The sequence below is a fragment of the Streptomyces neyagawaensis genome (assembly GCF_023516595.1).
Lineage (GTDB): Bacteria > Actinomycetota > Actinomycetes > Streptomycetales > Streptomycetaceae > Streptomyces > Streptomyces neyagawaensis.
The window spans coordinates 107,508-130,067 of sequence record NZ_JAMGBG010000069.1 but is presented as its reverse complement, the minus strand read 5'-3'; the positions used below and the strand labels follow the sequence as shown (position 1 = coordinate 130,067).

Annotated in this window: 24 protein-coding genes and 1 tRNA gene; 15 read left to right on the top strand and 10 right to left on the bottom strand. The window is 70.7% G+C overall.

Annotated features, from left to right (window positions below):
* The first annotated feature begins 260 nt into the window (after positions 1-260).
* The 4 genes from nhaA (at position 261) to M8J73_RS27570 (ending at position 3,534) form a co-directional block, all read left to right on the top strand.
* Positions 261-1,664, top strand: a complete 1,404-nt coding sequence (gene nhaA, locus M8J73_RS27585) for a Na+/H+ antiporter NhaA (RefSeq protein ID WP_055541183.1) — start codon at positions 261-263, stop codon at positions 1,662-1,664.
* 112 nt (positions 1,665-1,776) lie between these two features.
* Positions 1,777-2,256, top strand: coding sequence for a phage holin family protein (locus M8J73_RS27580; RefSeq protein WP_055541184.1), 480 nt, complete (start codon positions 1,777-1,779; stop codon positions 2,254-2,256).
* Positions 2,253-3,209: an alpha/beta fold hydrolase gene (locus M8J73_RS27575; RefSeq protein WP_055541185.1), complete on the top strand. Its 957-nt coding sequence runs from the start codon at positions 2,253-2,255 to the stop codon at positions 3,207-3,209. Before M8J73_RS27580 ends, M8J73_RS27575 begins: the two co-directional genes overlap by 4 nt.
* Positions 3,210-3,342: 133 nt before the next feature.
* Positions 3,343-3,534, top strand: coding sequence for a hypothetical protein (locus M8J73_RS27570; RefSeq protein WP_099966965.1), 192 nt, complete (start codon positions 3,343-3,345; stop codon positions 3,532-3,534).
* 6 nt (positions 3,535-3,540) lie between these two features.
* Here the strand turns inward: M8J73_RS27570 and M8J73_RS27565 are convergent, their stop codons facing one another.
* From M8J73_RS27565 to nth, 3 genes are all read right to left on the bottom strand, one after another.
* Positions 3,541-4,740, bottom strand: a complete 1,200-nt coding sequence (locus tag M8J73_RS27565; protein ID WP_249829204.1) for a MarP family serine protease — start codon at positions 4,738-4,740, stop codon at positions 3,541-3,543.
* A gap of 119 nt (positions 4,741-4,859) precedes the next feature.
* Positions 4,860-5,609 (bottom strand): NUDIX hydrolase, encoded by a 750-nt coding sequence (locus M8J73_RS27560; RefSeq protein WP_240501716.1) that lies wholly within the window; start codon positions 5,607-5,609, stop codon positions 4,860-4,862.
* A 178-nt stretch (positions 5,610-5,787) separates the two neighbouring features.
* Positions 5,788-6,894 carry an endonuclease III gene (nth, locus tag M8J73_RS27555; RefSeq protein ID WP_206188039.1) on the bottom strand — a complete coding sequence of 369 codons (1,107 nt, stop codon included), beginning with the start codon at positions 6,892-6,894 and terminating at the stop codon, positions 5,788-5,790.
* A 251-nt stretch (positions 6,895-7,145) separates the two neighbouring features.
* Between nth and M8J73_RS27550 the strand changes: the two genes are divergently transcribed.
* Positions 7,146-7,820, top strand: coding sequence for a Crp/Fnr family transcriptional regulator (locus M8J73_RS27550; RefSeq protein WP_005476003.1), 675 nt, complete (start codon positions 7,146-7,148; stop codon positions 7,818-7,820).
* A gap of 211 nt (positions 7,821-8,031) precedes the next feature.
* On the top strand, positions 8,032-8,868 hold the full coding sequence (locus tag M8J73_RS27545; protein WP_249829203.1) for a nucleotidyltransferase domain-containing protein: 837 nt from the start codon (positions 8,032-8,034) through the stop codon (positions 8,866-8,868).
* 185 nt (positions 8,869-9,053) lie between these two features.
* Here M8J73_RS27545 and M8J73_RS27540 read toward each other — a convergent pair whose 3' ends face one another.
* From M8J73_RS27540 to sp36, 4 genes are all read right to left on the bottom strand, one after another.
* The gene (locus M8J73_RS27540; RefSeq protein ID WP_249829202.1) at positions 9,054-9,884 is read right to left on the bottom strand and encodes an MBL fold metallo-hydrolase; all 831 of its coding nucleotides are present in this window, start codon (positions 9,882-9,884) and stop codon (positions 9,054-9,056) included.
* Positions 9,881-10,750, bottom strand: a complete 870-nt coding sequence (locus tag M8J73_RS27535; protein WP_249829201.1) for an NUDIX hydrolase — start codon at positions 10,748-10,750, stop codon at positions 9,881-9,883. The genes M8J73_RS27540 and M8J73_RS27535 overlap by 4 nt, the downstream gene beginning before the upstream one ends.
* 79 nt (positions 10,751-10,829) lie before the next feature.
* Positions 10,830-11,297 carry a RidA family protein gene (locus M8J73_RS27530; protein ID WP_055541483.1) on the bottom strand — a complete coding sequence of 156 codons (468 nt, stop codon included), beginning with the start codon at positions 11,295-11,297 and terminating at the stop codon, positions 10,830-10,832.
* Complete coding sequence (gene sp36, locus M8J73_RS27525) at positions 11,294-11,458, bottom strand: Sp36 family protein (protein WP_099966959.1); 165 nt, start codon at positions 11,456-11,458, stop codon at positions 11,294-11,296. The genes M8J73_RS27530 and sp36 overlap by 4 nt, the downstream gene beginning before the upstream one ends.
* A gap of 152 nt (positions 11,459-11,610) precedes the next feature.
* On the opposite strand from sp36, the gene bagA reads away from it, so the two are divergent.
* Positions 11,611-12,588, top strand: coding sequence for an ATPase BagA (gene bagA / locus M8J73_RS27520; protein WP_055520995.1), 978 nt, complete (start codon positions 11,611-11,613; stop codon positions 12,586-12,588).
* The gene (locus M8J73_RS27515) at positions 12,585-13,991 is read left to right on the top strand and encodes an ArsA family ATPase (RefSeq protein ID WP_055538202.1); all 1,407 of its coding nucleotides are present in this window, start codon (positions 12,585-12,587) and stop codon (positions 13,989-13,991) included. The genes bagA and M8J73_RS27515 overlap by 4 nt, the downstream gene beginning before the upstream one ends.
* A 126-nt stretch (positions 13,992-14,117) precedes the next feature.
* Here the strand turns inward: M8J73_RS27515 and wblA are convergent, their stop codons facing one another.
* Positions 14,118-14,456: a transcriptional regulator WblA gene (wblA, locus tag M8J73_RS27510; protein WP_033524587.1), complete on the bottom strand. Its 339-nt coding sequence runs from the start codon at positions 14,454-14,456 to the stop codon at positions 14,118-14,120.
* Between the two features lie 407 nt (positions 14,457-14,863).
* Here wblA and M8J73_RS27505 point away from each other — a divergent pair, with 407 nt between their 5' ends.
* Positions 14,864-17,149, top strand: coding sequence for a transglycosylase domain-containing protein (locus M8J73_RS27505; RefSeq protein ID WP_206187814.1), 2,286 nt, complete (start codon positions 14,864-14,866; stop codon positions 17,147-17,149).
* 353 nt (positions 17,150-17,502) lie between these two features.
* Here M8J73_RS27505 and M8J73_RS27500 read toward each other — a convergent pair whose 3' ends face one another.
* Complete coding sequence (locus M8J73_RS27500) at positions 17,503-17,967, bottom strand: GatB/YqeY domain-containing protein (RefSeq protein WP_055538203.1); 465 nt, start codon at positions 17,965-17,967, stop codon at positions 17,503-17,505.
* Positions 17,968-18,155: 188 nt separating this feature from the next.
* Between M8J73_RS27500 and M8J73_RS27495 the strand changes: the two genes are divergently transcribed.
* The 3 genes from M8J73_RS27495 to M8J73_RS27485 all read left to right on the top strand — a co-directional run bounded on the left by M8J73_RS27495 (position 18,156) and on the right by M8J73_RS27485 (position 20,209).
* Positions 18,156-19,085 (top strand): metallophosphoesterase, encoded by a 930-nt coding sequence (locus M8J73_RS27495; RefSeq protein ID WP_055538204.1) that lies wholly within the window; start codon positions 18,156-18,158, stop codon positions 19,083-19,085.
* Positions 19,086-19,272: 187 nt separating this feature from the next.
* The gene (locus tag M8J73_RS27490; RefSeq protein WP_055538205.1) at positions 19,273-20,106 is read left to right on the top strand and encodes a Pr6Pr family membrane protein; all 834 of its coding nucleotides are present in this window, start codon (positions 19,273-19,275) and stop codon (positions 20,104-20,106) included.
* A gap of 29 nt (positions 20,107-20,135) precedes the next feature.
* Positions 20,136-20,209, top strand: a tRNA-Pro gene (locus tag M8J73_RS27485).
* A 117-nt stretch (positions 20,210-20,326) separates the two neighbouring features.
* On the opposite strand, the gene M8J73_RS27480 is transcribed toward M8J73_RS27485, so the two are convergent.
* Positions 20,327-20,533, bottom strand: coding sequence for a hypothetical protein (locus M8J73_RS27480; protein WP_055538206.1), 207 nt, complete (start codon positions 20,531-20,533; stop codon positions 20,327-20,329).
* A gap of 69 nt (positions 20,534-20,602) precedes the next feature.
* On the opposite strand from M8J73_RS27480, the gene M8J73_RS27475 reads away from it, so the two are divergent.
* The 3 genes from M8J73_RS27475 to M8J73_RS27465 all read left to right on the top strand — a co-directional run bounded on the left by M8J73_RS27475 (position 20,603) and on the right by M8J73_RS27465 (position 22,527).
* On the top strand, positions 20,603-20,806 hold the full coding sequence (locus tag M8J73_RS27475; RefSeq protein WP_055538207.1) for a hypothetical protein: 204 nt from the start codon (positions 20,603-20,605) through the stop codon (positions 20,804-20,806).
* Between the two features lie 70 nt (positions 20,807-20,876).
* Complete coding sequence (locus tag M8J73_RS27470; RefSeq protein WP_079054767.1) at positions 20,877-21,083, top strand: dehydrogenase; 207 nt, start codon at positions 20,877-20,879, stop codon at positions 21,081-21,083.
* Between the two features lie 160 nt (positions 21,084-21,243).
* Positions 21,244-22,527 (top strand): helix-turn-helix domain-containing protein, encoded by a 1,284-nt coding sequence (locus M8J73_RS27465; RefSeq protein ID WP_055538208.1) that lies wholly within the window; start codon positions 21,244-21,246, stop codon positions 22,525-22,527.
* The last annotated feature ends 33 nt before the right edge of the window (positions 22,528-22,560 follow it).

Genomic DNA, 22,560 nt, shown 5'->3' with positions numbered 1-22,560 from the left:
CGAGGACTGAGATCACGTTCATAGAGGGCTGAACCCGCGTAGGGGCGGTGGCCGGATGGCCGCCGCCCCATCGAGGCCGAGCGGTGGCCGGGTGGCCGCCGCCGCGCCGAAGTCCGACGATGAGGTACGTCCTGAGGGGCACCCGGTGATCGACGCACCAGGTGCCCCGAGCTGTGCCCTTAGGTAGACTAAACAATCAGGTGTGCCGGGAAGTCTGGTCGGCGAGTGTTCCGTCCTGCCCTCGACCGGAGGTCCCCGCCGTGGCCGCATCCCGCCCCACCCCCGCCCGGAAGGTCCTCGACCGACTCTCCCTGCCCGAGCGGACCTTCGTGGCGGACGCGCTGCGCACGGAGACCGTCGGCGGTGTGCTGCTGCTCCTCGCCGCCGTCACCGCGCTGATCTGGGCCAACGTCCCTGCCCTGCACAGCGGTTACGAGACCGTCAGCGACTTCCACTTCGGCCCCGAGGCCCTCGGACTGAATCTCTCCGTCGCCCACTGGGCCGCCGACGGACTCCTCGCGATCTTCTTCTTCGTCGCCGGCATCGAACTCAAGCGCGAGCTCGTCGCCGGTGACCTGCGGGACCCCAAGGCGGCCGCACTGCCCGTGGTCGCCGCCCTGTGCGGCATGGCCGTACCGGCGCTCGTCTACACCCTCACCAACGTCGGCGGCGGCGGATCGCTCGCCGGCTGGGCCGTGCCCACGGCCACCGACATCGCGTTCGCGCTCGCCGTACTGGCCGTCATCGGCACCTCGCTGCCCTCCGCGCTGCGCGCGTTCCTGCTCACCCTCGCCGTCGTCGACGACCTCTTCGCGATCCTGATCATCGCGATCTTCTTCACCGACGGCCTCGACTTCGCCGCGCTCGGCGGTGCCTTCGCGGGCCTCGCCCTCTTCTGGCTGCTGCTCAGGAAGGAGGTGCGCGGGTGGTACGTGTACGTCCCGCTCGCCGTCGTCGTCTGGGGGCTGATGTACAACAGCGGCGTCCACGCCACCATCGCCGGTGTCGCGATGGGCCTGATGCTGCGCTGCACCAGGAACGAGGGGGAGGAGCACTCCCCCGGCGAGCACGTCGAGCACCTCGTGCGCCCCCTCTCGGCGGGCCTGGCCGTGCCGCTGTTCGCCCTGTTCAGCGCGGGTGTCACCGTGTCGGGCGGGGCGCTGGGGAAGGTGTTCACCCAGCCGGAGACGCTCGGCGTGGTGCTCGGGCTGGTCGTCGGCAAGGCGGTCGGGATCTTCGGCGGGACCTGGCTGACCGCCCGTTTCACCCGGGCCTCCCTCTCCGAGGACCTGGTCTGGCCGGACGTCCTCGCCGTCTCCACGCTCGCCGGGATCGGCTTCACCGTGTCGCTGCTCATCGGTGAACTCGCCTTCGAGGGCGACCCGGCGCTCACCGACGGCGTCAAGGCGGCCGTGCTCACGGGGTCGCTCATCGCGGCGCTCCTGGCGACCGTTCTGCTGAAGCTGCGCAACGCGAAGTACCAGGCGCTGTGGGCCGAGGAGCACCGCGACGAGGACCTCGACGGCATCCCCGACATCTACGAACAGGACGACCCGGCGTACCACCTGCGCATGGCCGAGATCTACGAACGCAAGGCCGCCGAGCACCGCAGGCTTGCCGAAGTGGCGGGCGGGGCAGGCGACGGGGACGGCGGTCCGGCATGATCTGACAGGACCGTACAAAACGCAGGGCGCCCCCGGCACCGTACGACGCGGCCTTCGAGCCGAGGCCCGTACGGGGCGGGGGCGCTTCCGGACGCAGATGAGGGAGACCCCGATGAGCGCACCCGACGGCAGCCCGGTCGGTGCCGAACGCAGTGTCGGCCAGCTGTTCGCCTCGGCGACGGCCGAGATGTCCGCACTGGTGCACGACGAGATCGCGCTGGCGAAGGCCCAGCTCAGGCAGGACGTCAAGCGCGGTCTGGTCGGCGGCGGGGCGTTCACGGCGGCCGGCGCGGTGCTGATCTTCTCCCTGCCGATGCTCAGCTTCGCACTGGCGTACGGCATCCGCACCTGGAGCGACTGGAACCTGGCGATCTGCTTCCTGTTGTCGTTCGCGGCGAACGTGCTGGTCGCCGTCGTCCTGGCGCTCATCGGGGTCGCCTTCTCGAAGAAGGCCAAGAAGGGGCAGGGCCCGCAGAAGGTCGCCGCGTCCATGAAGCAGACCGCCGGAGTGCTCCAGAACGCCAAGCCGCACCCCCGCCGGCCCGCCCGGACCGACGGCGGCGTCGAGGCTGTGGCACGCTCGACCTCATGACGGACCCCGCCACCTCAGCCGCCTCCGGCCAGCCCGCCTCGGTCGTACGACTCGACGTGCCCGGCGCGAAAGAGGTGATCCACCGGGACGTGGCCGCCAACGGCGCCCGCTTCCACATCGCCGAAGTCGGCGACGGGCCACTGGTGATGCTGCTGCACGGCTTCCCGCAGTTCTGGTGGACCTGGCGGCACCAGCTGGTCGCGCTCGCCGACGCCGGGTTCCGTGCCGTCGCCATGGACCTGCGCGGCGTCGGCGGCAGCGACCGTACGCCCCGCGGCTACGACCCGGCCAACCTCGCCCTGGACATCACGGGCGTCGTCCGGTCCCTCGGTGAGCCCGACGCCGCACTGGTCGGGCACGACCTCGGCGGCTATCTGGCGTGGACGGCGGCCGTGATGCGCCCCAAGCTCGTGCGACGGCTCGCGGTCTCCTCGATGCCGCACCCGAGACGCTGGCGCTCGGCGATGCTGTCGGACGTCAAGCAGACCGCCGCCGGGTCCTACATCTGGGGCTTCCAGCGGCCCTGGATCCCCGAGCGGCAACTGACCGCGGACGACGGCGCCCTGGTGGGCCGGCTGATCCGGGAGTGGTCGGGGCCGCGGCTTCCCGACGACGAGGCCGTGGACGCGTACCGGCGGGCGATCTGCATCCCGTCGACCGCGCACTGCTCGATCGAGCCGTACCGGTGGATGGTGCGCTCCCTCGCCCGCCCCGACGGCATCCAGTTCAACCGGCGCATGAAGCGGCCGGTGCGTGTGCCGACGCTCCATCTGCACGGTTCACTCGACCCGGTGATGCGCACGCGCAGCGCGGCGGGCTCCGGGGAGTACGTCGAAGCCCCCTACCGCTGGCGGCTGTTCGACGGGCTCGGGCACTTCCCGCACGAGGAGGACCCGGTGGCGTTCTCGTCGGAGCTCATCAACTGGCTGAAGGACCCCGAACCCGACCGCTGAGCCTGCCCGCTGGGCCCGCCCCACCAGCGGAAAGTGAACACCTGTTCCACGGACAGCCACTTGCCCGGCGCATAGGCCGATTGGGGGGCGCGGGGGAGGTTACTGACCTTGGGGCGGGGGCACACGTCGGGGTATGGGCTGGACGCACGACTACAGTGACGCAGCACGCAATCGCCGCTCGGCCGCAGGCCTGAGCTCCCACCAGAGGGGCGCCCCGCAGGGGCCGGGCACCGACCCGGACGCGGACCCCCGGCTGGGCATTCCGCTGATCCTGCGCCGCCGGGCCCGCTGGGTCTCGGCCCGCCTGCGCCACCCCCGGCCCTGAGGCGCCTCAGAGCGCGCAGCTGTCGCTGTCCACCTGCTGGTTGGCCGCCCGTCCCTGGACGATGTCCTCCTTGATCTCGTCCGCGGTGAGCGCGTAGCCGGTGTTGGGATCGTCGAGGGACTTCGCGAAGACCACGCCGTACACCCGGCCTTCGGGTGTGAGCAGCGGTCCGCCGGAGTTGCCCTGACGGACGGTCGCGTACAGCGAGTAGACATCACGGCGGACCGTGCCCCGGTGGTAGATGTCGGGGCCGTTGGCCGTGATGCGACCGCGCACGCGCGCGGGGCGGACGTCGTACGCGCCGTTCTCCGGGTAGCCGGCGACGATCGCGTCGTCGCCGCTGACGGCGTCGTCGGCGGTGAACCGCAGCACCGGCGCGTTCAGGTCCGGCACGTCCAGGACGGCGATGTCGCGCTCCCAGTCGTAGAGGACGACCTTGGCGTCGTACTTGCGGCCCTCGCCCCCTATCTGGACGGTGGGTTCGTCGACTCCGCCGACCACGTGCGCGTTGGTCATCACGCGGCGCTCGTCGAAGACGAAGCCGGTGCCTTCGAGGACCTTGCCGCAACTCTCGGCGGTGCCCATCACCTTGACGATGGACCGCTTGGCGCGCTGGGCGACCCGGCTGTTGGCGAGCGCGGGATCGGGGGGCTGGACGTCGGTGATCTGCTCGTTGGCGAACGGGCTGAAGACCTGCGGGAAGCCGTTCTGCGCGAGGACCGAGGAGAAGTCCGCGAACCAGGTGTCCGCCTGGTTGGGCAGGGCCTGGGCCACGCCCTGCAACACCTTGGAGTTGCGGACCTCCTTGCCGAGCGTGGGCAGTGTCGTGCCCGCGAGCGCGGAACCGATCAGCCAGGCGACCAGGAGCATCGCCACCACGTTGACGAGGGCGCCGCCGGTGGCGTCCAGGGCGCGAGCCGGGGACCAGGTGATGTAGCGGCGCAGCTTGTTGCCGAGGTGGGTGGTGAGGGCCTGGCCGACGGAGGCGCAGACGATCACGACGACGACCGCGACGACGGCGGCCGCCGTGCTGACCTCGGAGTTGTCGGTCATCCAGTCCCAGATGAGCGGGAGGGTGTAGACGGCGACGAGGCCGCCGCCCAGGAAACCGATCACCGACAGGATGCCGACGACGAAGCCCTGGCGGAAGCCGACGATCGCGAACCAGACGGCGGCGACCAGCAACAGGATGTCCAGCACGTTCACCGCTTCAAGCCTCGCCTCGTCACTTCGCGATCACTACAGGTCGGCCCGGGGTACGGCCCGCCGCACGGCGACCGGGGGACGGGACGCTCCCCACGAGACGCGGCACGGCAGACACCCTGTCATGAGCGCCAGTCGAGCGGGACCTGCTTGCCCCGGTCCCAGGGGCGCTCCCAGCCCGAGTAGTGCAGCAGGCGGTCGATCACGCCTGCCGTGAAACCCCACACGAGTGCCGATTCGACCAGAAATGCCGGACCCTTGTGGCCGCTGGGGTGGACAGTGGTGGCGCGATGGGCGGGAGCCGTGAGATCCGCCACGGGAACGGTGAAGACGCGTGCCGTCTCGTTGGGGTCGACGGCGCGGACCGGGCTCGGCTCGCGCCACCAGCCCAGCACGGGCGTCACGACGAAGCCGCTCACCGGGATGTACAGCTTCGGCAGGACACCGAAGAGCTGGACGCCTCGCGGGTCGAGGCCGGTTTCCTCCTCGGCCTCGCGGAGCGCGGCCCGCAGAGGGCCGTCGGTCTGCGGGTCGCCGTCCTCGGGGTCGAGGGCGCCGCCCGGGAAGGACGGCTGTCCGGCGTGCGATCTGAGGGAACCGGCGCGCTCCATCAGCAGCAACTCTGGGCCGCGGTCGCCCTCGCCGAACAGGATGAGGACCGCCGACTGCCGGCCCGAGCCGTTCTCCGGCGGCAGGAAGCGGCTCAGTTGGAGCGGCTGGACGGTCTCGACGGCGCGGACGACCGGGTCCAGCCAGGTGGGCAGGCCGGTCCTGTCGAGGCGTGGCCGCGGCACGCGGTGCCCGGATGCCGCGTGGCGCCCAGGGTCCGTGTCCGTGTGCGTACCGCCGTCCGTCCGGCTCGCGCGTGTCATAGCCACCCCCGTCGTTCTTCCCCTGCCAACGCCCCGAGGCCGACCGATCGTTCCGCTGCGGGCGAGAGTCCCTCGTGTGGGTGGCTCGGGGCTCGCCCCGCGCGGTGACCGGCCGTTCCGGGTGGGCGGTTCGGGCCCGGACGGGCAGGGGGCGGCGCGGCGCGCTCCGGAAGGGACGTCATCCGGCGGCTCCCAGGGGCGGGGCCGGGATGCCGCCCGCGTCCAGGTACGACTGCGGGGGCTTCAGGCGCTGACCGGGGAAGCCGCCCTTCTCGTACTTGAGCAGCTTCCTGGCCTTCTCCGGGTCCGTCTCGCCCTCGCCGTACGCCGGGCAGAGCGGAGCGATGGGGCAGGCGCCGCAGGCGGGCTTGCGGGCGTGACAGATACGACGGCCGTGGAAGATCACGTGGTGCGACAGCATCGTCCACTCGCTCTTCGGGAAGAGCGCCCCGACGGCCGCCTCGATCTTGTCCGGGTCGGTCTCCTCGGTCCACTTCCAGCGCCGTACGAGCCGCTGGAAGTGCGTGTCGACGGTGATGCCGGGCCGGCCGAAGGCGTTGCCCAGCACGACGAAGGCGGTCTTGCGGCCGACACCGGGCAGTTTGACCAGGTCCTCCAGACGGCCGGGGACCTCGCCGTTGTGGTTCTCCACGAGCGCCTTCGACAGCCCCATCACCGACTTCGTCTTCGCCCGGAAGAACCCGCACGGCCGCAGGATCTCCTCGACTTCCTCCGGGACGGCCGCGGCGAGGTCCTCGGGGGTGGGGTACTTCGCGAAGAGGGCCGGCGTCGTCTGGTTGACCCTCAGATCGGTGGTCTGGGCGGACAGGACCGTGGCGACGATCAGCTGGAAGGGGTTCTCGAAGTCCAGTTCCGGGTGGGCGTACGGGTACACCTCGGCCAGCTCACGGTTGATCCGCCGGGCACGGCGGACCAGGGCGGTCGGAGACTCGGGCTTGGGTGGCTTGGCGGGCTTGAGGGATGCGCCGGGCTCGGGCGACTTCGGAGAGGCGGCGGCCTTGGCCGACTTCCGGGCGGGCGCCAGCTTCCTGGCGGGCGCCGACTTCCCGGTGGCGGGCGCCGACTTCCCGGCGGCAGGTGCCGACTTCCCGGCGACCGACGCGGACTTCCCGGCGGCGGGTTCCGTCGCCGGAGGCGTGCGCTCCGTCGCCGGAGGCGCGCCTTCCGACGCCGCCGGGGACGCCGACGCGTTCGTCTTCTTTGCCGTTTTCTTCGCTCCCGAGGGGCCCTGTTCGCCCACAGCGGAATCGCGACGTACAACCACCCGTCCAGCTCCCTTGGCCTGTGCTCTCACCGGCGATTTGGACACTCGGCCAGCCTAAAGCCCTGCACCGACATCCGCCCCGGGCCCTGAAGATCGGCCCCCAATTGGACCCCTGACGCTTACCTCGGGACATGTGTGCGGCATCCTTGTGACAGATCACACTGTTTGGACCGTCCGGCTAAACGGGGAACACGGTCCCCTGGTACTACGGGGAGCAAGATCCCCTGAGCAGGTCGACAAGGAGAGAACTCGTGGACGACGTTCTGCGGCGCGCCCCGCTCTTCGCGGCGCTCGATGACGAGCAGGCCGCGGAGCTCCGCGCCTCCATGAGTGAGGTGACCCTCGCGCGGGGTGACGCTCTCTTCCACGAGGGCGACCCCGGGGACCGCCTCTATGTGGTCACCGAGGGCAAGGTCAAGCTGCACCGCGCGTCGCCCGACGGCCGCGAGAACATGCTCGCCGTGCTCGGGCCCGGTGAGCTCATCGGCGAGCTGTCGCTGTTCGACCCGGGGCCGCGGACGGCCACCGCCACCGCGCTGACCGAGGTCAAGCTGCTCGGCCTCGGCCACGGCGACCTCCAGCCGTGGCTGAACGCGCGGCCCGAGGTGGCGGCCGCGCTGCTGCGCGCCGTCGCGCGGAGGCTGCGCAAGACCAACGACCAGATGTCCGACCTGGTGTTCTCGGACGTCCCCGGCCGTGTCGCCCGTGCGCTGCTGGACCTCTCCAGGAGGTTCGGTGTGCAGTCCGAGGAAGGCATCCACGTGGTGCACGACCTCACGCAGGAGGAGCTGGCGCAGCTCGTCGGGGCGTCCCGCGAGACCGTCAACAAGGCGCTGGCCGATTTCGCGCAGCGGGGTTGGCTGCGGCTCGAGGCACGCGCGGTGATCCTGCTGGACGTGGAGCGCCTGGCGAAGCGGTCGCGCTGACCTTCGCCGCACCCCGGTGACCGATCCCCAGTGACCGGTCGCCGGTCGCCGGTCGCCGGTCGCCGGTCGCCGGTCGCCGGTCGCCGGCAGCAGTTTCGAGTACGTCGTTGGGGCCCGTCCCGTTCGTGGGGGCGGGCCCCAACGGTTTTGCGTGCCCCCGCCACGCCCTGAACGACCTGCCTCGCTCCTCCCCTGGAGGCACAGTGGTCGTATGGCTGCGAGAGGGGCCCGGAGAGGGCTGGACGCGCGGGGGTACATCGAGCGGGAGGGGTCGCTGGGGCGGGTCGCGGAGGGGTTTCGGGGGGTGGTGGCCGCCGCTCGGGACCGGGTGCTGGAGGTGTTCGGGGCCCGGCTGCACAGCGCGTACCTCTACGGGTCGATCCCCCGTGGCACCGCCCGCCCCGGCCGCAGCGACTTCGACCTGCTGGTGGTGCTGCGGGACGAGCCCACCGACGCGGACCGGGCGGAGGCCGGAGCCCTGGACGAGGCGCTGGACCAGGAGTTCCCGCAGATCGACGGGTCCGGAACGCTGCTCGTCAGCCGGGCTCGGGTGCTCAGTGATCCGGAGCGCTACGACCTGGGGTGGTTCGTGGCCTGCCTGTGCACCCCGTTGCTGGGCCAGGACCTCGCCGAGGACCTGCCCCGGTACCGGCCGGACTCCCTTCTCGCCCGCGAGACCAACGGCGACCTGGCGCGGCTGCTGCCCCGCTGGCGCGAACGCATCGCCGACGCGTCCACCCCCGAGGCCCGGCGCTCCCTCGTACGCTCCTGCTCCCGCCGCCTCGTCCGGACCGGGTTCACCCTCGTCATGCCCCGCTGGAACGGCTGGACCAGCGACCTCCACGAGATGGCGGAGGCGTTCGGCGAGTACTACCCCGAGCGGGCCGACCGGATGAGGGCGGCGGCGGCCGCCGCGTACGCCCCGGACGACGCCCCCGAGGGGCATGAAGCCCTGCTGCGGTCCTACGTCGACGACCTCGGACCCTGGCTGGCCGAGGAGTACGCGCGCGTGCACGGCGTCAAGGCACCTCGTCCGGAAGACGGGTGAGACGCCGTCCGAGGAGCGGGCGAGGAGCTGGCCTGGGCTCCGCCGAGCCTCCTGGCGCCTCTCAGGCCCCTGCGGCCCCTCCGGTGGCAGTCCGGCGGCCTCCCGCGCGGTTCCGGGCCGCAGAGGGCGATTCCGGGCCGCAGAGGGCCGCTCATGCCGCCGGGGGGCCGTCCGGGCCCGCGTTCTCAGATCAGGCCATGATCGGTCAGGTACTCCAGCTGCGCGCGTACCGACAGTTCCGCGGCCGGCCAGAGGGAGCGATCGACGTCGGCGTAGACGTGGGCGACCACCTCGCCGGGCGTGCCGTAGCCGTCCTCGACCGCCGTCTCGACCTGGGCCAGTCGGTGGGCGCGGTGGGCCAGGTAGTACTCGACGACCCCCTGGGCGTCGTCAAGGACGGGGCCGTGGCCGGGCAGGACGGTGTGGACGCCGTCGTCCACCGTGAGGGACCTGAGGCGGCGGAGGGAGTCGAGGTAGTCGCCGAGACGGCCGTCGGGGTGCGCCACGACCGTCGTACCGCGGCCGAGGACGGTGTCGCCCGTCAGGACGGCCCGGTCGGCCGGGAGGTGGAAGCAGAGGGAGTCGGCGGTGTGGCCGGGGGTGGGGACGACGCGGAGTTCCAGTCCGTCGACGCTCACCACGTCGCCCGCGCCGAGTCCCTCGTCGCCGAGCCTCAGGGCCGGGTCGAGGGCCCGGACATTCGTCCGGGTCAGCTCGGCGAAGCGCGCGGCGCCCTCCGCGTGGTCGGGGTGGCCGTGCGTGAGCAGGGTCAGCGCGACGCGCTTGCCGGCACTCTCCGCCGTCTCGACGACCTGGCGCAGGTGGCCGTCGTCCAAGGGGCCGGGGTCGATCACGACCGCCAGGTCGGAGTCGGGCTCGGAGACGATCCAGGTGTTGGTTCCGTCGAGCGTCATCGCGGACGCGTTGGGCGCGAGGACGTTCACCGCGCGCGTGGTGGCGGGCCCCGAGAGGACACCGCCCCTCGGCTGTCCGGGGAGGGCTGCTGCGTCGGTCATGCGGGGCCTCCCCCTGACGGTATGCGCTTGGTGAACTCCCCGTGGCCGGGCCAGGAAAGAATCACCGCGTCGTTCTCCAGGCGTGCCTGGGCGAGCACCGGGGTCAGATCGCGGCCGGGTGCCGCGGCGAGCGCCCCGGCGGCCGTGTCGTACGCCGTGAGCTGGCGCAGGGTCGCGATGGTGGGCGGCATCATCAGCAGCTCGCCCTTGTCGTAGCCCTCGGCGGCGTCACGGGGGCGGATCCACACGGTGCGGTCGGCCTCCGTGGAGGCGTTGCGGGTGCGCTGGCCCCGCGGGAGGGCCGCCACGAAGAACCAGGTGTCGTAGCGGCGGGCCTCGAACTCGGGGGTGATCCAGCGGGTCCAGGCGCCGAGCAGGTCCGAGCGCAGGACCAGGCCCCGGCGGTCCAGGAACTCCGCGAAGGACATGCCCCGGGCGGCCACGGCGGCGCGGTCCGCCTCCCAGTCGTCGCCGGTCGTGTCCCCGACCACCGTGTCGGGGGTGGGGCCGGCGAGCAGGACACCGGCCTCCTCATACGTCTCGCGGACGGCCGCGCAGACGATCGCCTGGGCGCCGGCCTCGTCCACACCGAGCCGGTCGGCCCACCACGCGCGCGTGGGGCCCGCCCAGCGGATCCGGTGGTCGTCGTCGCGCGGGTCGACCCCGCCGCCCGGATACGCGTACGCGCCCCCGGCGAAGGCCATGGAGGCGCGTCGGCGCAGCATGTGCACGAGCGGGGTGTCGGCCGTGTCCTTGAGCAGCATGACGGTGGCGGCCCGCCTGGGGGTCACCGGTGTCAGCGTGCCGGCCGCGAGCCGGCGGATGCGGTCCGGCCACTCGGGTGGGTACCACTGCCCCTTTGCCATGGGCGGAGGCTAACCCGTGACGGCCGGATGTTCGAGTGAGCCCCCGCGATCTTGTGGCTGCCGTGGGGGCCCGGGGCGGTCACGCCGACGTGAGCTCCACCTGGATCTCCACCTCGACCGGCGCGTCCAGCGGCAGCACGGCCACACCGACCGCGCTGCGCGCGTGCACGCCCTTGTCGCCGAGGACGGCGCCGAGGAGCTCGCTCGCGCCGTTGAGCACGGCGGGCTGGCCGGTGAAGTCCGCGGCCGAGGCGACGAAACCGACGACCTTCACGACGCGGGCCACGCGGTCGAGGTCGCCCGCGACCGACTTCACGGCGGCGAGGGCGTTCAGGGCGCAGGTGCGGGCCAGGTCCTTGGCCTCCTCGGGGGTGACCTCCGCGCCGACCTTGCCGGTGACGGGCAGCTTGCCGTCCACCATGGGGAGCTGGCCGGCGGTGTACACGTACACCCCGGACTGCACGGCCGGCTGGTACGCGGCGAGCGGCGGGACCACCTCGGGCAGGGTCAGCCCGAGTTCCGCGAGCTTGGCCTCGACGGCGCTCATGCCGACTTCTCGCGCTTCAGGTAGGCGACGAGCTGCTCGGGGTTGTTCGGCCCGGGCACGACCTGGACGAGCTCCCAGCCGTCCTCGCCCCAGGTGTCCAGGATCTGCTTCGTGGCATGGACGAGCAGCGGCACGGTCGCGTATTCCCACTTCTTGGTCATGCGGCCGACTTTAGCCCCTGGCCGGCACGCTTCCGCCGCTGCCCCGGGGAGGTCAGGACGGCCATGTGGGGCGAGGTCCGGACGGTCATGTGGGGCGGAGTTGTCCACAGCCTCCCGCGTATGCCGCGCGCGGACTGGTTAGGCTCGAATACGTGAGCAGGCTCCAGGTCGTCAGCGGCAAGGGCGGGACCGGAAAGACCACGGTCGCCGCCGCACTCGCGCTCGCCCTCGCGACCGAGGGGAAACGCACCCTCCTGGTCGAGGTCGAGGGCAGACAGGGCATCGCACAGCTCTTCGAGACGGAAGCCCTTCCGTACGAGGAGCGGAAGATCGCGGTGGCTCCCGGGGGCGGGGAGGTGTACGCGCTGGCCATCGACCCCGAACTGGCCCTGCTGGACTACCTCCAGATGTTCTACAAGCTCGGCGGTGCCGGCCGGGCCCTGAAGAAGCTCGGCGCGATCGACTTCGCCACCACCATCGCACCCGGCCTCAGGGACGTCCTCCTGACCGGCAAGGCGTGCGAGGCGGTGCGCCGCAAGGAGAAGAGCGGGCGGTACACCTACGACTACGTGGTGATGGACGCCCCGCCCACAGGCCGCATCACCCGCTTCTTGAACGTGAACGACGAGGTGGCCGGGCTCGCGAAGATCGGCCCGATACACAATCAGGCCCAGGCGGTCATGCGGGTGCTGAAGTCGCCGGAGACGGCGGTGCACCTGGTGACGCTGCTGGAGGAGATGCCCGTCCAGGAGACGGCCGACGGGATCGCCGAACTGCGGGCGGCGAAGCTGCCGGTCGGGCGGATCATCGTCAACATGGTGCGGCCCGAGCTGCTGGACTTCGACGAGCTGGAGCTGGCGCGCGCGGTGCCGCGTACGGCGGTCGCCAAGTCCCTGTCCACGGCGGGCCTCGGCGGCGCCCGGCGCGGCGGCAACGCCGAGCGTCTGGTGGAGCCGCTGCTCGCCCAGGCCGAGGAGTACGCCGAGCGGTACACGCTGGAGCACGAGCAGCGGGGTGTCCTCGGCGAGCTGGGCCTGCCGCTGCACGAACTGCCGCTGCTCGCCGAGGGCATGGACCTGGCGGGACTGTACGAACTGGCCACGGAACTGCGTCAGCAAGGGATCTCATGACTTCGGACCCGGCCGCCGCCCCGCACGACTCGGCCCACGCCCCGGACGGACATCGCGCGATCAACTCGATCCGCCCCCTCGCGATCGACCCGCTGCTCGACGACCCCGAGACCCGCATCGTGGTGTGTTGCGGCGCGGGCGGCGTCGGCAAGACGACCACGGCGGCGGCCCTGGGGCTGCGGGCCGCGGAGCGCGGCCGGAAGGTGGTCGTGCTGACCATCGACCCGGCCCGGCGGCTCGCCCAGTCCATGGGCATCGACTCGCTGGACAACACCCCGCGCCGGGTGAAGGGCGTCGAGGACCGGCGAGAGTCCTCGCCCGACGACTCACCCGACGACTCGGCCGACGACTCGGCCGAGGACGGTGGGCGACGGGCGGGCGGTGAACTGCACGCCATGATGCTCGACATGAAGCGCACGTTCGACGAGATCGTCGAGGCGCACGCGGACCCGGACCGGGCGTCGGCGATCCTGAGCAATCCCTTCTACCAGTCGCTCTCCGCCGGCTTCGCGGGCACGCAGGAGTACATGGCGATGGAGAAGCTGGGTCAGCTGCGGTCCCGCGACGAGTGGGACCTGATCATCGTCGACACCCCGCCGTCACGTTCGGCGCTGGACTTCCTGGACGCCCCGAAGCGGCTGGGCTCGTTCCTGGACGGCAAGCTGATCCGGGTGCTGCTGGCGCCCGCGAAGGTCGGCGGGCGGGCCGGGATGAAGTTCCTGAACGTCGGCATGTCGATGATGACGGGCGCCCTGGGCAAGCTGCTCGGCGGTCAACTGCTCAAGGACGTACAGACGTTCGTGGCCGCGATGGACTCCATGTTCGGCGGTTTCCGTACCCGCGCGGACGCCACGTACAAGCTGCTCCAGGCTCCCGGTACGGCGTTCCTGGTGGTGGCCGCGCCGGAGCGGGACGCGTTGCGGGAGGCGGCGTACTTCGTGGAGCGGCTGGCCGCCGAGGACATGCCGCTGGCCGGTCTGGTGCTCAACCGCGTCCACGGCAGCGGCGCGGCCCAGCTGTCCGCCGAGCGCGCGCTCGCCGCCGCGGAAAATCTTGACGAGCCCCGCATTGTGGATCAGATGGACGGGAAAGCAGTTCGTAACTCTCCCGAAACGTCCGGCAGTTCAGAATCTCCCGCATCCACAGGCGCCCAGGACGGCTCCCCCGCCCCGGACCGCGCCGTCGAGCGGCTGACCGCAGGTCTGCTCAGGCTGCACGCCGAGCGGATGCGGCTGCTCTCCCGTGAGCGGCGCACGCGTGACCGCTTCACCGCGCTGCATCCCGAGGTGGCGGTGGCCGAAGTGGCCGCGCTGCCCGGCGATGTCCACGACCTGGCTGGCCTGCGGGACATCGGGGACCGACTCGCGACCGTACGGCCGGAACTGCCCACCACGGACGACTGACCGACGAACGATCACTGACCTACAACTGAACGGTGTCTCGGGGCACCCGAGAGCCGGCACACCTGCCCGACGCGCCGACACCTCAAGGGCGCCCTGGACGGACGGGACCCGCAAGGGTCTCGTCCTCTAGCTCACCGCCGCGTAGTTCTCGTACATCTCGTCATCGTCGAGCGGCAGAATGCCCGCGCCACGCTCGTACTCCGTGCGCGCGGTCTCGAGGAGACGGCGCCACGAGGTGACAGTCGGTCGCCTGCGCAGCAGTGCGCGGCGCTCGCGCTCCGTCATTCCTCCCCACACGCCGAATTCGACGCGGTTGTCCAGCGCGTCCGCCAGGCACTCCGTCCGCACCGGGCATCCGGTGCACACCGCCTTGGCCCTGTTCTGCGCTGCTCCTTGAACGAACAGTTCATCCGGATCGGTAGTGCGGCAGGCAGCCTGCGCACTCCAGTCGGTTACCCAGCCCATACCGGCGCCGTCCTCTCCCGAATCGAGGCTCCCCCACGGCGGCAGCGGCATATTCACCGCCGCCAGTTGAGGACGTTACGGAAGGAGGGCACAGCGCAACACCCCCTTCGGGCCCAATCTTGAATGGCCCGAACGGACTATGCGTAAGCGGCAGATCACCCGCGGGAGTGACCCGAGGGCATACGTGACTATCCCGACAGATCGGGACAGTTGACATGCGTCACAACGGACACCGAATGACACGCAAGGCGAATTCGGACACAGCCCCGGAAAAAATCGGAAGAACGTCGGAACGATTCGGGCTCGTCGGACGTACTTGATACAAGGGCCAACGGTTGTGACAGTTGAGAGCAGCTTAGGCCAAGGCCTATACGTGTGTCCGGCGAATGAGAACGTAGGCTGCCTCCATGCCAAACAAGCGCTCGGGCGGTGGTCTGTCCTCCACGCAGCAGGCCGCCAAGTTCCTCGGTGTCAGCGTGCTCGCGGGCGCCGTCATGGCGGGCATCGCGCTGCCCGCAGTCGGTGCCCTGGGGCTGGCCGCCAAGGGGTCGGTCGAGGGATTCGACGAGCTCCCGGCCAACCTCAAGCAGCCGCCGCTGAGCCAGCGCACCACGATCCTGGACAGCAAGGGCGACCAGATCGCCAGCGTCTACTCCCGCGACCGTACGGTGGTCGATCTCAAGGAGATCTCGCCGTACATGCAGAAGGCGATCGTCGCCATCGAGGACGCGCGTTTCTACCAGCACGGCGCGATCGACCTGAAGGGCGTGCTGCGCGCGCTCAACCGGAACGCGCAGGACGGCGGCGTCACCCAGGGTGCGTCCACGCTGACGCAGCAGCTGGTGAAGAACGTGGCGGTGGAGGAGGCCGGTGACGACCCGACGAAGGTCGCCGAGGCCACTCAGCAGACCCTCGGCCGGAAGATCAACGAGCTGAAGAAGGCGATCCAGCTCGAGGAGGAGCTGGGCAAGAAGAAGATCCTGGAGAACTACCTCAACATCACGTTCTTCGGTCAGCAGGCCTACGGCGTCGAGGCGGCCTCCCGCCGCTACTTCTCCAAGTCGGCCAAGGACCTGGATGTCGACGAGGCCGCGCTCCTCGCCGGCATCGTGCAGTCACCGAGCCGCTACGACCCGGTGAACGACCCGCAGGAGGCCACCAAGCGGCGCAATGTCGTGCTGCAGCGCATGGCTGATGTGGGCGACATCTCGCAGTCGGAGGCAGACAAGGCCAAGAAGAAGAAGCTCGGCCTGGACGTCAGCAAGCCGAAGAACGGCTGCATCACGGCCGTCAAGGGCGCGGGCTTCTTCTGCGACTACGTCCGCGAGGTCTTCCTGAACGATCCGGTCTTCGGCAAGACGAAGAAGGACCGGGCCAAGACCTGGAACCAGGGCGGCCTCACGATCCGGACGACGATGGACCCGAAGGCCCAGAAGTCCACCCAGCGGTCCATCAAGAACCACGTCTACCAGAAGGACGAGGTGGCGACCGCGGCCACCGTCGTGGAGCCCGGCACCGGCAAGATCCTCGCGATGGGCCAGTCCCGGCCGTACGGCATGGACGTCAAGCAGAACGAGACGACGATAAATCTCTCGGTCGACAAGAGCATGGGCGGCGGCGCGGGCTACCAGCCCGGTTCGACGTTCAAGCCGATCGTGGCCGCGGCGGCCCTGGAGGGCGGCATGTCCCCGGGCAAGACGTACTCCGCGCCGTACAAGATGGAGTACCCGAGCCCGATCTCGGTGTGCGGCGGCAAGAACTGGGTGAATACGGACGGCACCGATCTCAGCAACGAGAACACGGCCGAGGTCGGCCCGTACTCGCTGCGGAAGGCGACGGCGCTCTCGGTCAACACCTACTTCGTCCAGATGATCGCGGACATCGGCATCTGCCCGGTGACGGAGATGGCCGGGAAGATGGGCGCCGACCGGGCCGACGGCGCGAAGATGGGCCAGAACCCGTCGATCGCGCTGGGCACCCAGGAGATGTCCCCGCTGACCATGGCCAACGCGTACGCGACGTTCGCCGCGCGCGGCATGTACTGCACGCCGATCGCCATCGAGTCGATCACCCAGCGCGTCGGCGAGAAGTCGAAGTCTCTGGAGGTCCCGAAGTCGACGTGCTCCCGCGCGATGTCGGAGAACACCGCCGACACCATCAACACCCTGCTGAAGGGCGTGGTCGAGGACGGTACGGGTACGGAGGCGGGCCTCGGCCCGAGCCGCCCGAGCGCCGGTAAGACCGGTACGACGGACGGCCGTTACGCGGCCTGGTTCGTGGGCTACACCCCGAACATGGCGGGCGCGGTCTGGGTGGGCGACCCGGCCCACAAGCGTCCCATGGTGGAGATCACCATCGGCGGTGTCGACTACGGCAAGGTCTTCGGCGGCAAGGTCCCGGGTCCGATCTGGCGCGACATGATGGCCGGCGCGCTGGCCGGCGAACCCGCCCCCGGCTTCACCACCGTCCCGCTCCCCGAGGACCGTCCGCGCGGTCGTGACCGCGATCGCGACCGGGACGACAACGGGAACGGCGGTGGGAACGGAGGCCGAGGCGACGACGGCTTCATCGGCGGCACCGACGGCGGTACGTTCCCGACGCCCGAGTTCACCATCCCGGAGGGTTGGATCCAGGGCCAGACGAACGGCGGGAACAGGGGGAACGGGAACGGTGGCGGAGGCTTCGGCCGCTGAGTTCCTCCGCCGGGGCCGACAAACCCCGGGCACCTGTGGATACGGCGGTGGGGCGCCCTTTCTGGGAAGGGGCGCCCCACCGCCGTATGGCTCGCGTGACCGCAGGCTCCGTCGCTCGGGGGAACAGCCGCGCGGGGTCCGGACAGCCCGGGGCCCGGACAGCCCGGAAGCCCAGGGCTCCGGAGGGCGGCTCACCGCTCCAGGCGTGGAGGACTGAGGCCGGGCTCGGAGACACAGCCGCTCGGGGGCCGGATGCCCCGAAGGACTCGGGGCGGGGCTCACAGGCCCAGCCGGTCGAGCGGCTCGACCCGCTAGACCGGATCAAGCGGCTCGGCCAGCTGGAGTGCTCCTGCTCAGCCCGCGAGCTGCTGCTTGACGATCGCGGCGACGCGGCCGCCCTCGGCGAGACCGGCCACCTTCGGGTTGACGATCTTCATGACCTGACCCATCGCGCGGGGTCCCTCGGCGCCGGCCGCCTTCGCCTCCTCGACGGCCTGGACGACGATCTGCTTCAGCTCCTCGTCGGAGAGCTGCTTGGGCAGGTACTCGGCGAGGACCTCGCCCTCGGCCTTCTCCCGCTCCGCCGACTCGGCCCGACCACCCTGGGCGAACGCGTCCGCGGCCTCGCGGCGCTTCTTGGCCTCCTTGGTGATCACCTTGAGGACCTCGTCGTCGGAGAGCTCGCGCTTCTCCTTACCGGCGACCTCTTCCTTGGTGATCGCGGCGAGCGTCAGCCGGAGCGTCGAGGAGCGGAGCTCGTCGCGCTCCTTGATCGCGGCGTTGAGGTCTTCCTGCAGCTTCGACTTGAGCGTGGTCATGCGGTTGATTGTCGCAGGTGTGGTGCGGGAGGCGCGCCTTGATTTCGCCGGTGTGTGCGGAACGGGGGCGCTTCGGGAGACCGGATCCGGAGTCGGTTGTCCACAGGCCGAGTTGGCGATCGGTGAGGCCGCAGCACGGTTGTCCACAGGCTGCGCGGCGCCTCGCCGGGGTCTGACACGATGGACGCATGCGAGCGCGTTACGGAGTACCTCTGGGGATCGCGGCGGCCGGTGCCGCCGGAGTGTTGTACGCGGCGGGTTTCGAGGCCCGTTCGTTCCGGCTGCGGCGGGTGACGGTGCCGGTGCTGCCACCGGGGATGCGACCGCTGCGCATACTCCAGGTCTCCGACATTCACATGGTGAGCGGACAGCGCAAGAAGCAGCGCTGGCTGCGCTCCCTGGCCGGGCTGCGCCCCGACTTCGTGATCAACACCGGGGACAATCTGTCGGACCCCGAGGGCGTCCCGGAGGTGCTGGACGCGCTGGGCCCGCTGATGGAGTTCCCGGGCGCCTATGTCTTCGGGTCGAACGACTACTACGGCCCCAAGCTGCGCAACCCCGCGCGGTATCTGATGGAGAAGGCACAGGGCCGCCACGGTCTGAACGGCAACAAGCCGGTGGTCGGCGCGATCCACAACCCGTGGGAGGACCTGCGGGACGGCTTCGACGGCGCGGGCTGGCTCAACCTCACGAACACCCGCGGCACGCTGAAGATCGAGGGCATGTCGGTGGAGCTCACCGGCCTGGACGACCCGCACATCAAGCGGGACCGCTACGACCGGGTCGCCGGCGGCCCCTCCGAGTCGGCCGACCTCTCCCTCGGCGTGGTCCACGCGCCGTACCTGCGGTCGCTGGACGCGTTCACCGCCGACGGCTACCCCTTGATCCTGGCCGGCCACACCCACGGCGGACAGCTGTGCATCCCCTTCTACGGGGCGCTCGTCACCAACTGCGACCTCGACACGGGCCGCGTCAAGGGCCTCTCCACGCACACGGTCGACGACCACACGGCCTACATGCACGTCTCCGCGGGCTGCGGCACCAACCGCTACACCCCGGTCCGCTTCGCCTGCCCTCCGGAGGCGTCGCTGCTTACGTTGGTGGAGAGGGAGGAGTAGGGCGGGGAGCGCCGCCGCCCGCCCTCTGGCCTCACCCCTCTGGCCTCTGCCCTCATCCCCTCTGGTCCTCTGCCCCTGGCCTCTGAATCCCTGGCCGCTGGCCGCTGGCCGCTGGCCGCTGGCCGCTGACCACCCATACGGGTCGTCCCGAATCGCCCGGTATGTCGGTGCGGCCTAGCGTGAGCGCATGACCGCACCGATACCCAGGGACATCCCAGACCTGCCCGCGATCTCGGGCATCCCCGCACCGGTGACGTCCATCGTGCCCGCGACGGCAGTGGTGGCACCGACTCGACGCCCGCTGGCGGCGGCGTTCCGCGCCCTGGTGGCACTGACAGCGGCCCTGACCGTGCTGATCGAGATGGTCGCGGGCAGCCCCTTGCGTGTCCTCAGCCATTTCTCGGTCCAGAGCACGGTGCTGGTGGCGCTGGTCTTCGCCGCGTCGTCCCGCCGCGCGTGGGCCGCGCGCCGCCCGCTGCCGCCACTGGCGACGGGGGGCACGGTCCTGTACGTCATGGTCGCGGCCCTGGTCTACCACTTGGTCCTGATGAGGGACGCGACGCCCTTCTCGATGACGATGACGTCGACGGGGGCTCCGGTGACGCCAACGGGGTGGCACGCCCTGACGAACCTGGCGTTCCACACGGCGATCCCCGCGGCCGTGGTGGCGGACTGGCTCTTCCTGACCCGCCCGGCGGCCCTGCGACTGGGCCACGCGGTGGTCTGGACGCTCTACCCGATGGCGTTCCTGGCGTTCACGCTGGGCCGCGCGGCGCTGCTGACCCCCGACTGGCCGGCGCCGTACCTCTACCCGTTCCTGGATGTCGACCGGCACGGATACAAGAGCGTCCTCGGAAACGCCCTGCTCATGGGCCTCGCCCTCTACGCCCTCGCCCTCGTCCTGGTCGCCGTCGACCACCTCCGCCCCGACTGCGTCCGCCCCCGCCGAGGCCGCCCGGGCCGCCATGATCGCCGCCCCGAAAACCGGATTTCGTCTCCAGCCCCCGGTGGGCTAAAGTAAACGACGTCGCCGCGACAAGCAGCGACAATCGGGGTGTAGCGCAGCTTGGCAGCGCGCTTCGTTCGGGACGAAGAGGTCGTGGGTTCAAATCCCGCCACCCCGACAGCTAAGTAGCAGGCCAGAGGGCCCTTACCGTATCGGTAAGGGCCCTCTGACGTTGCTGCGTGTCTCACTGCGTGACTATGGATTCCTGAGTGCTTGCCGCGTGTCCACGCGACGGTTACGGCTGCTGCCGGACGGCACCGAAGATGCCATCCATGATGACGGCCTCGGTCTGGATCACGGGCCGGAGATCTGCTTCCGGTAGACCTCCTTCGGTGACGGCGGTGCCGGAGTGACCGACGAGGCGTGAGCTCTCGTCCCTCTGCTGGAGCAGCCCGACGCTGTCGAGCGGCTCGGTGTGGTGTCGTACGACCTCGACTTCCATGACGTCTCGCTCGATCTGCGCCAGTACACGTAAGTAGCCCTTCGGCGGGTCTGCGTGGACACGCGGGCGGTGGCCTGGGCGGCTTTCGAGGGGACGTTCCACTACGACCAACTCCTCACCGAGCGGGTGGCCCACCAGGTCTACGGGTACTGCGTGACCGGTGCCGAACCGGTGGTCGAGTGGGACACCGCGGTCCTTCGGAGTGACGAGTGGCGCCTCGGAATCGGCGAGGCTCGGGCGGCGTTGGACGCCTTGCTCTCCGCCTCGGAGTAGGCCTCGGATGCCCTCGGTCCTGGCGTGGGTGAGGGCTCGGGTCAGCAGAGGCAAAGGGTACGTTCCAGGGGTGCCTACCGAGTCCGTGCCGATCTGTCCCCAGTGCGGTGACCCGTTGCGGGCCGGCGCGATGGCGCTGTGTCGCCGTGAGGAGGACGACCGTCGAACCTGCCGTGTCGTCTGGGGGTGCTCCAACCAGCACATCTGGTGGAAGTGGGCCGACCGTCCGACCGCCCCGTTGGAGCTCTGTCCCTACCCGGATCTCATGGACGGCTGACCATCCACGGCTGACATTGACGACGCGGGACGGGCTTCGTGGCTCGCAACGCTGGAACCGTCTCGTGCGTATTGGCGTGCAGATATGGGGAGCGGCGGGATGTCGTGACCCGTCGGGACCGGCCTTTGTGGGTCGACGAGCGGATACGAGTGCGGACTGCATGGATGCGATCCACGATGACGTAGCGGAATTCGCGTTGCTGCTGAGGCGTCTGAAGGAACGTACCGACCGCAGCTACGCGGCACTTGCCCGTCGGCTGGACGTGCACGCCTCGACCCTGCACCGCTACTGCTCCGGTGAGGCGGTCCCGCAGGACTTCGCTCCGATCGAGCGGTTCGCCGTGCTCTGCGGTGCCTCCCCGCAAGAGCGCACGGAGTTGCACCGCCGGTGGATCATGGCGTACGCCGCCCGGCAACGGCCGCGGCCGTCCGACGGTCGGCAGGCACCAGTGCCTCGCAACGCCGTGAGCGCCACGGTGTCCGTTGACTCCGCGGGCGGCGGCGCCGCCTCGGCCGCCCGGGACGTGGGCGGGGCTGTAACCGTCCCCGTAACGACGGGCGTTCGGGTTCCTGGGGCTACTTCGTCACCGGCCCGGTCGCGGTTCTCCGGTGGGCGCCCTCGGCGGCGGGCCTTGCGGTCGGTCGTGCTCGCGGTCTCGCTCGTCGCCGTGCTTCTCGGTCTCACTGCTTCCGCCGCCGGGCCGCTCTCCACGTCGGCCACGGGCGGTGGCCGTTCCAAGCCGCACCATGCGCGGGCCGGTGCGGCTCAGCCTGTCGCTCCCCTCACCTGGACCGCCAACTTCCATACGCGTGGGGTCAACGGGTGCGGCGAGGACTACGTCGTCGCCAAGGCGCCGCAGCAGGTGCCGCCTCCGCCGCACCCCGAGGATGTCGCTGCCTGGGTCGACTCCCAGCGGGCGGTGCACGGCGGGCCCACTGGTGTGCAGATCACCGTGCAGGGACGCGGCTCCGCGGCCGTCGTCCTGGACGCCCTGCACGTGCGCGTGGTCAACCGGGCCGCACCCGCCGCCGACCGGGGCATCGTCTACTCCCTGAGCGACGGCTGCGGCGCCGGCATCGTCCCTCGCTACTTCTCCGTGAACCTCGACGCGCATCAGCCTCTGGCCCGTTCGGTACCCGGCGACAACGGGTCGGGGACGAAGATTCCCGCCATCAACTTCCCCTACCGGGTGTCTCTGCAGGAGCCCGAAGTCCTGGTGGTCTCCACGCTCAACGAGTCCTGCACCTGCGACTGGTATCTCGAACTCGCCTGGTCCTCGCAGGGCCGCACCGGCACGGTCCGCATCGACGACCACGGCCGCCCCTTCCGCAGCACCAGCATCAAGGGGCTGACGGGCTACCGGTACGACCGCGTCTATTACAGCCCCGGCCGCTGGGTTCCGATCCCCGCCGTCAATATGGAGGGGAATGGGGAGGACGGCTGACACGGAGAGGACGGCTGACGCTGCGGCAAGTCG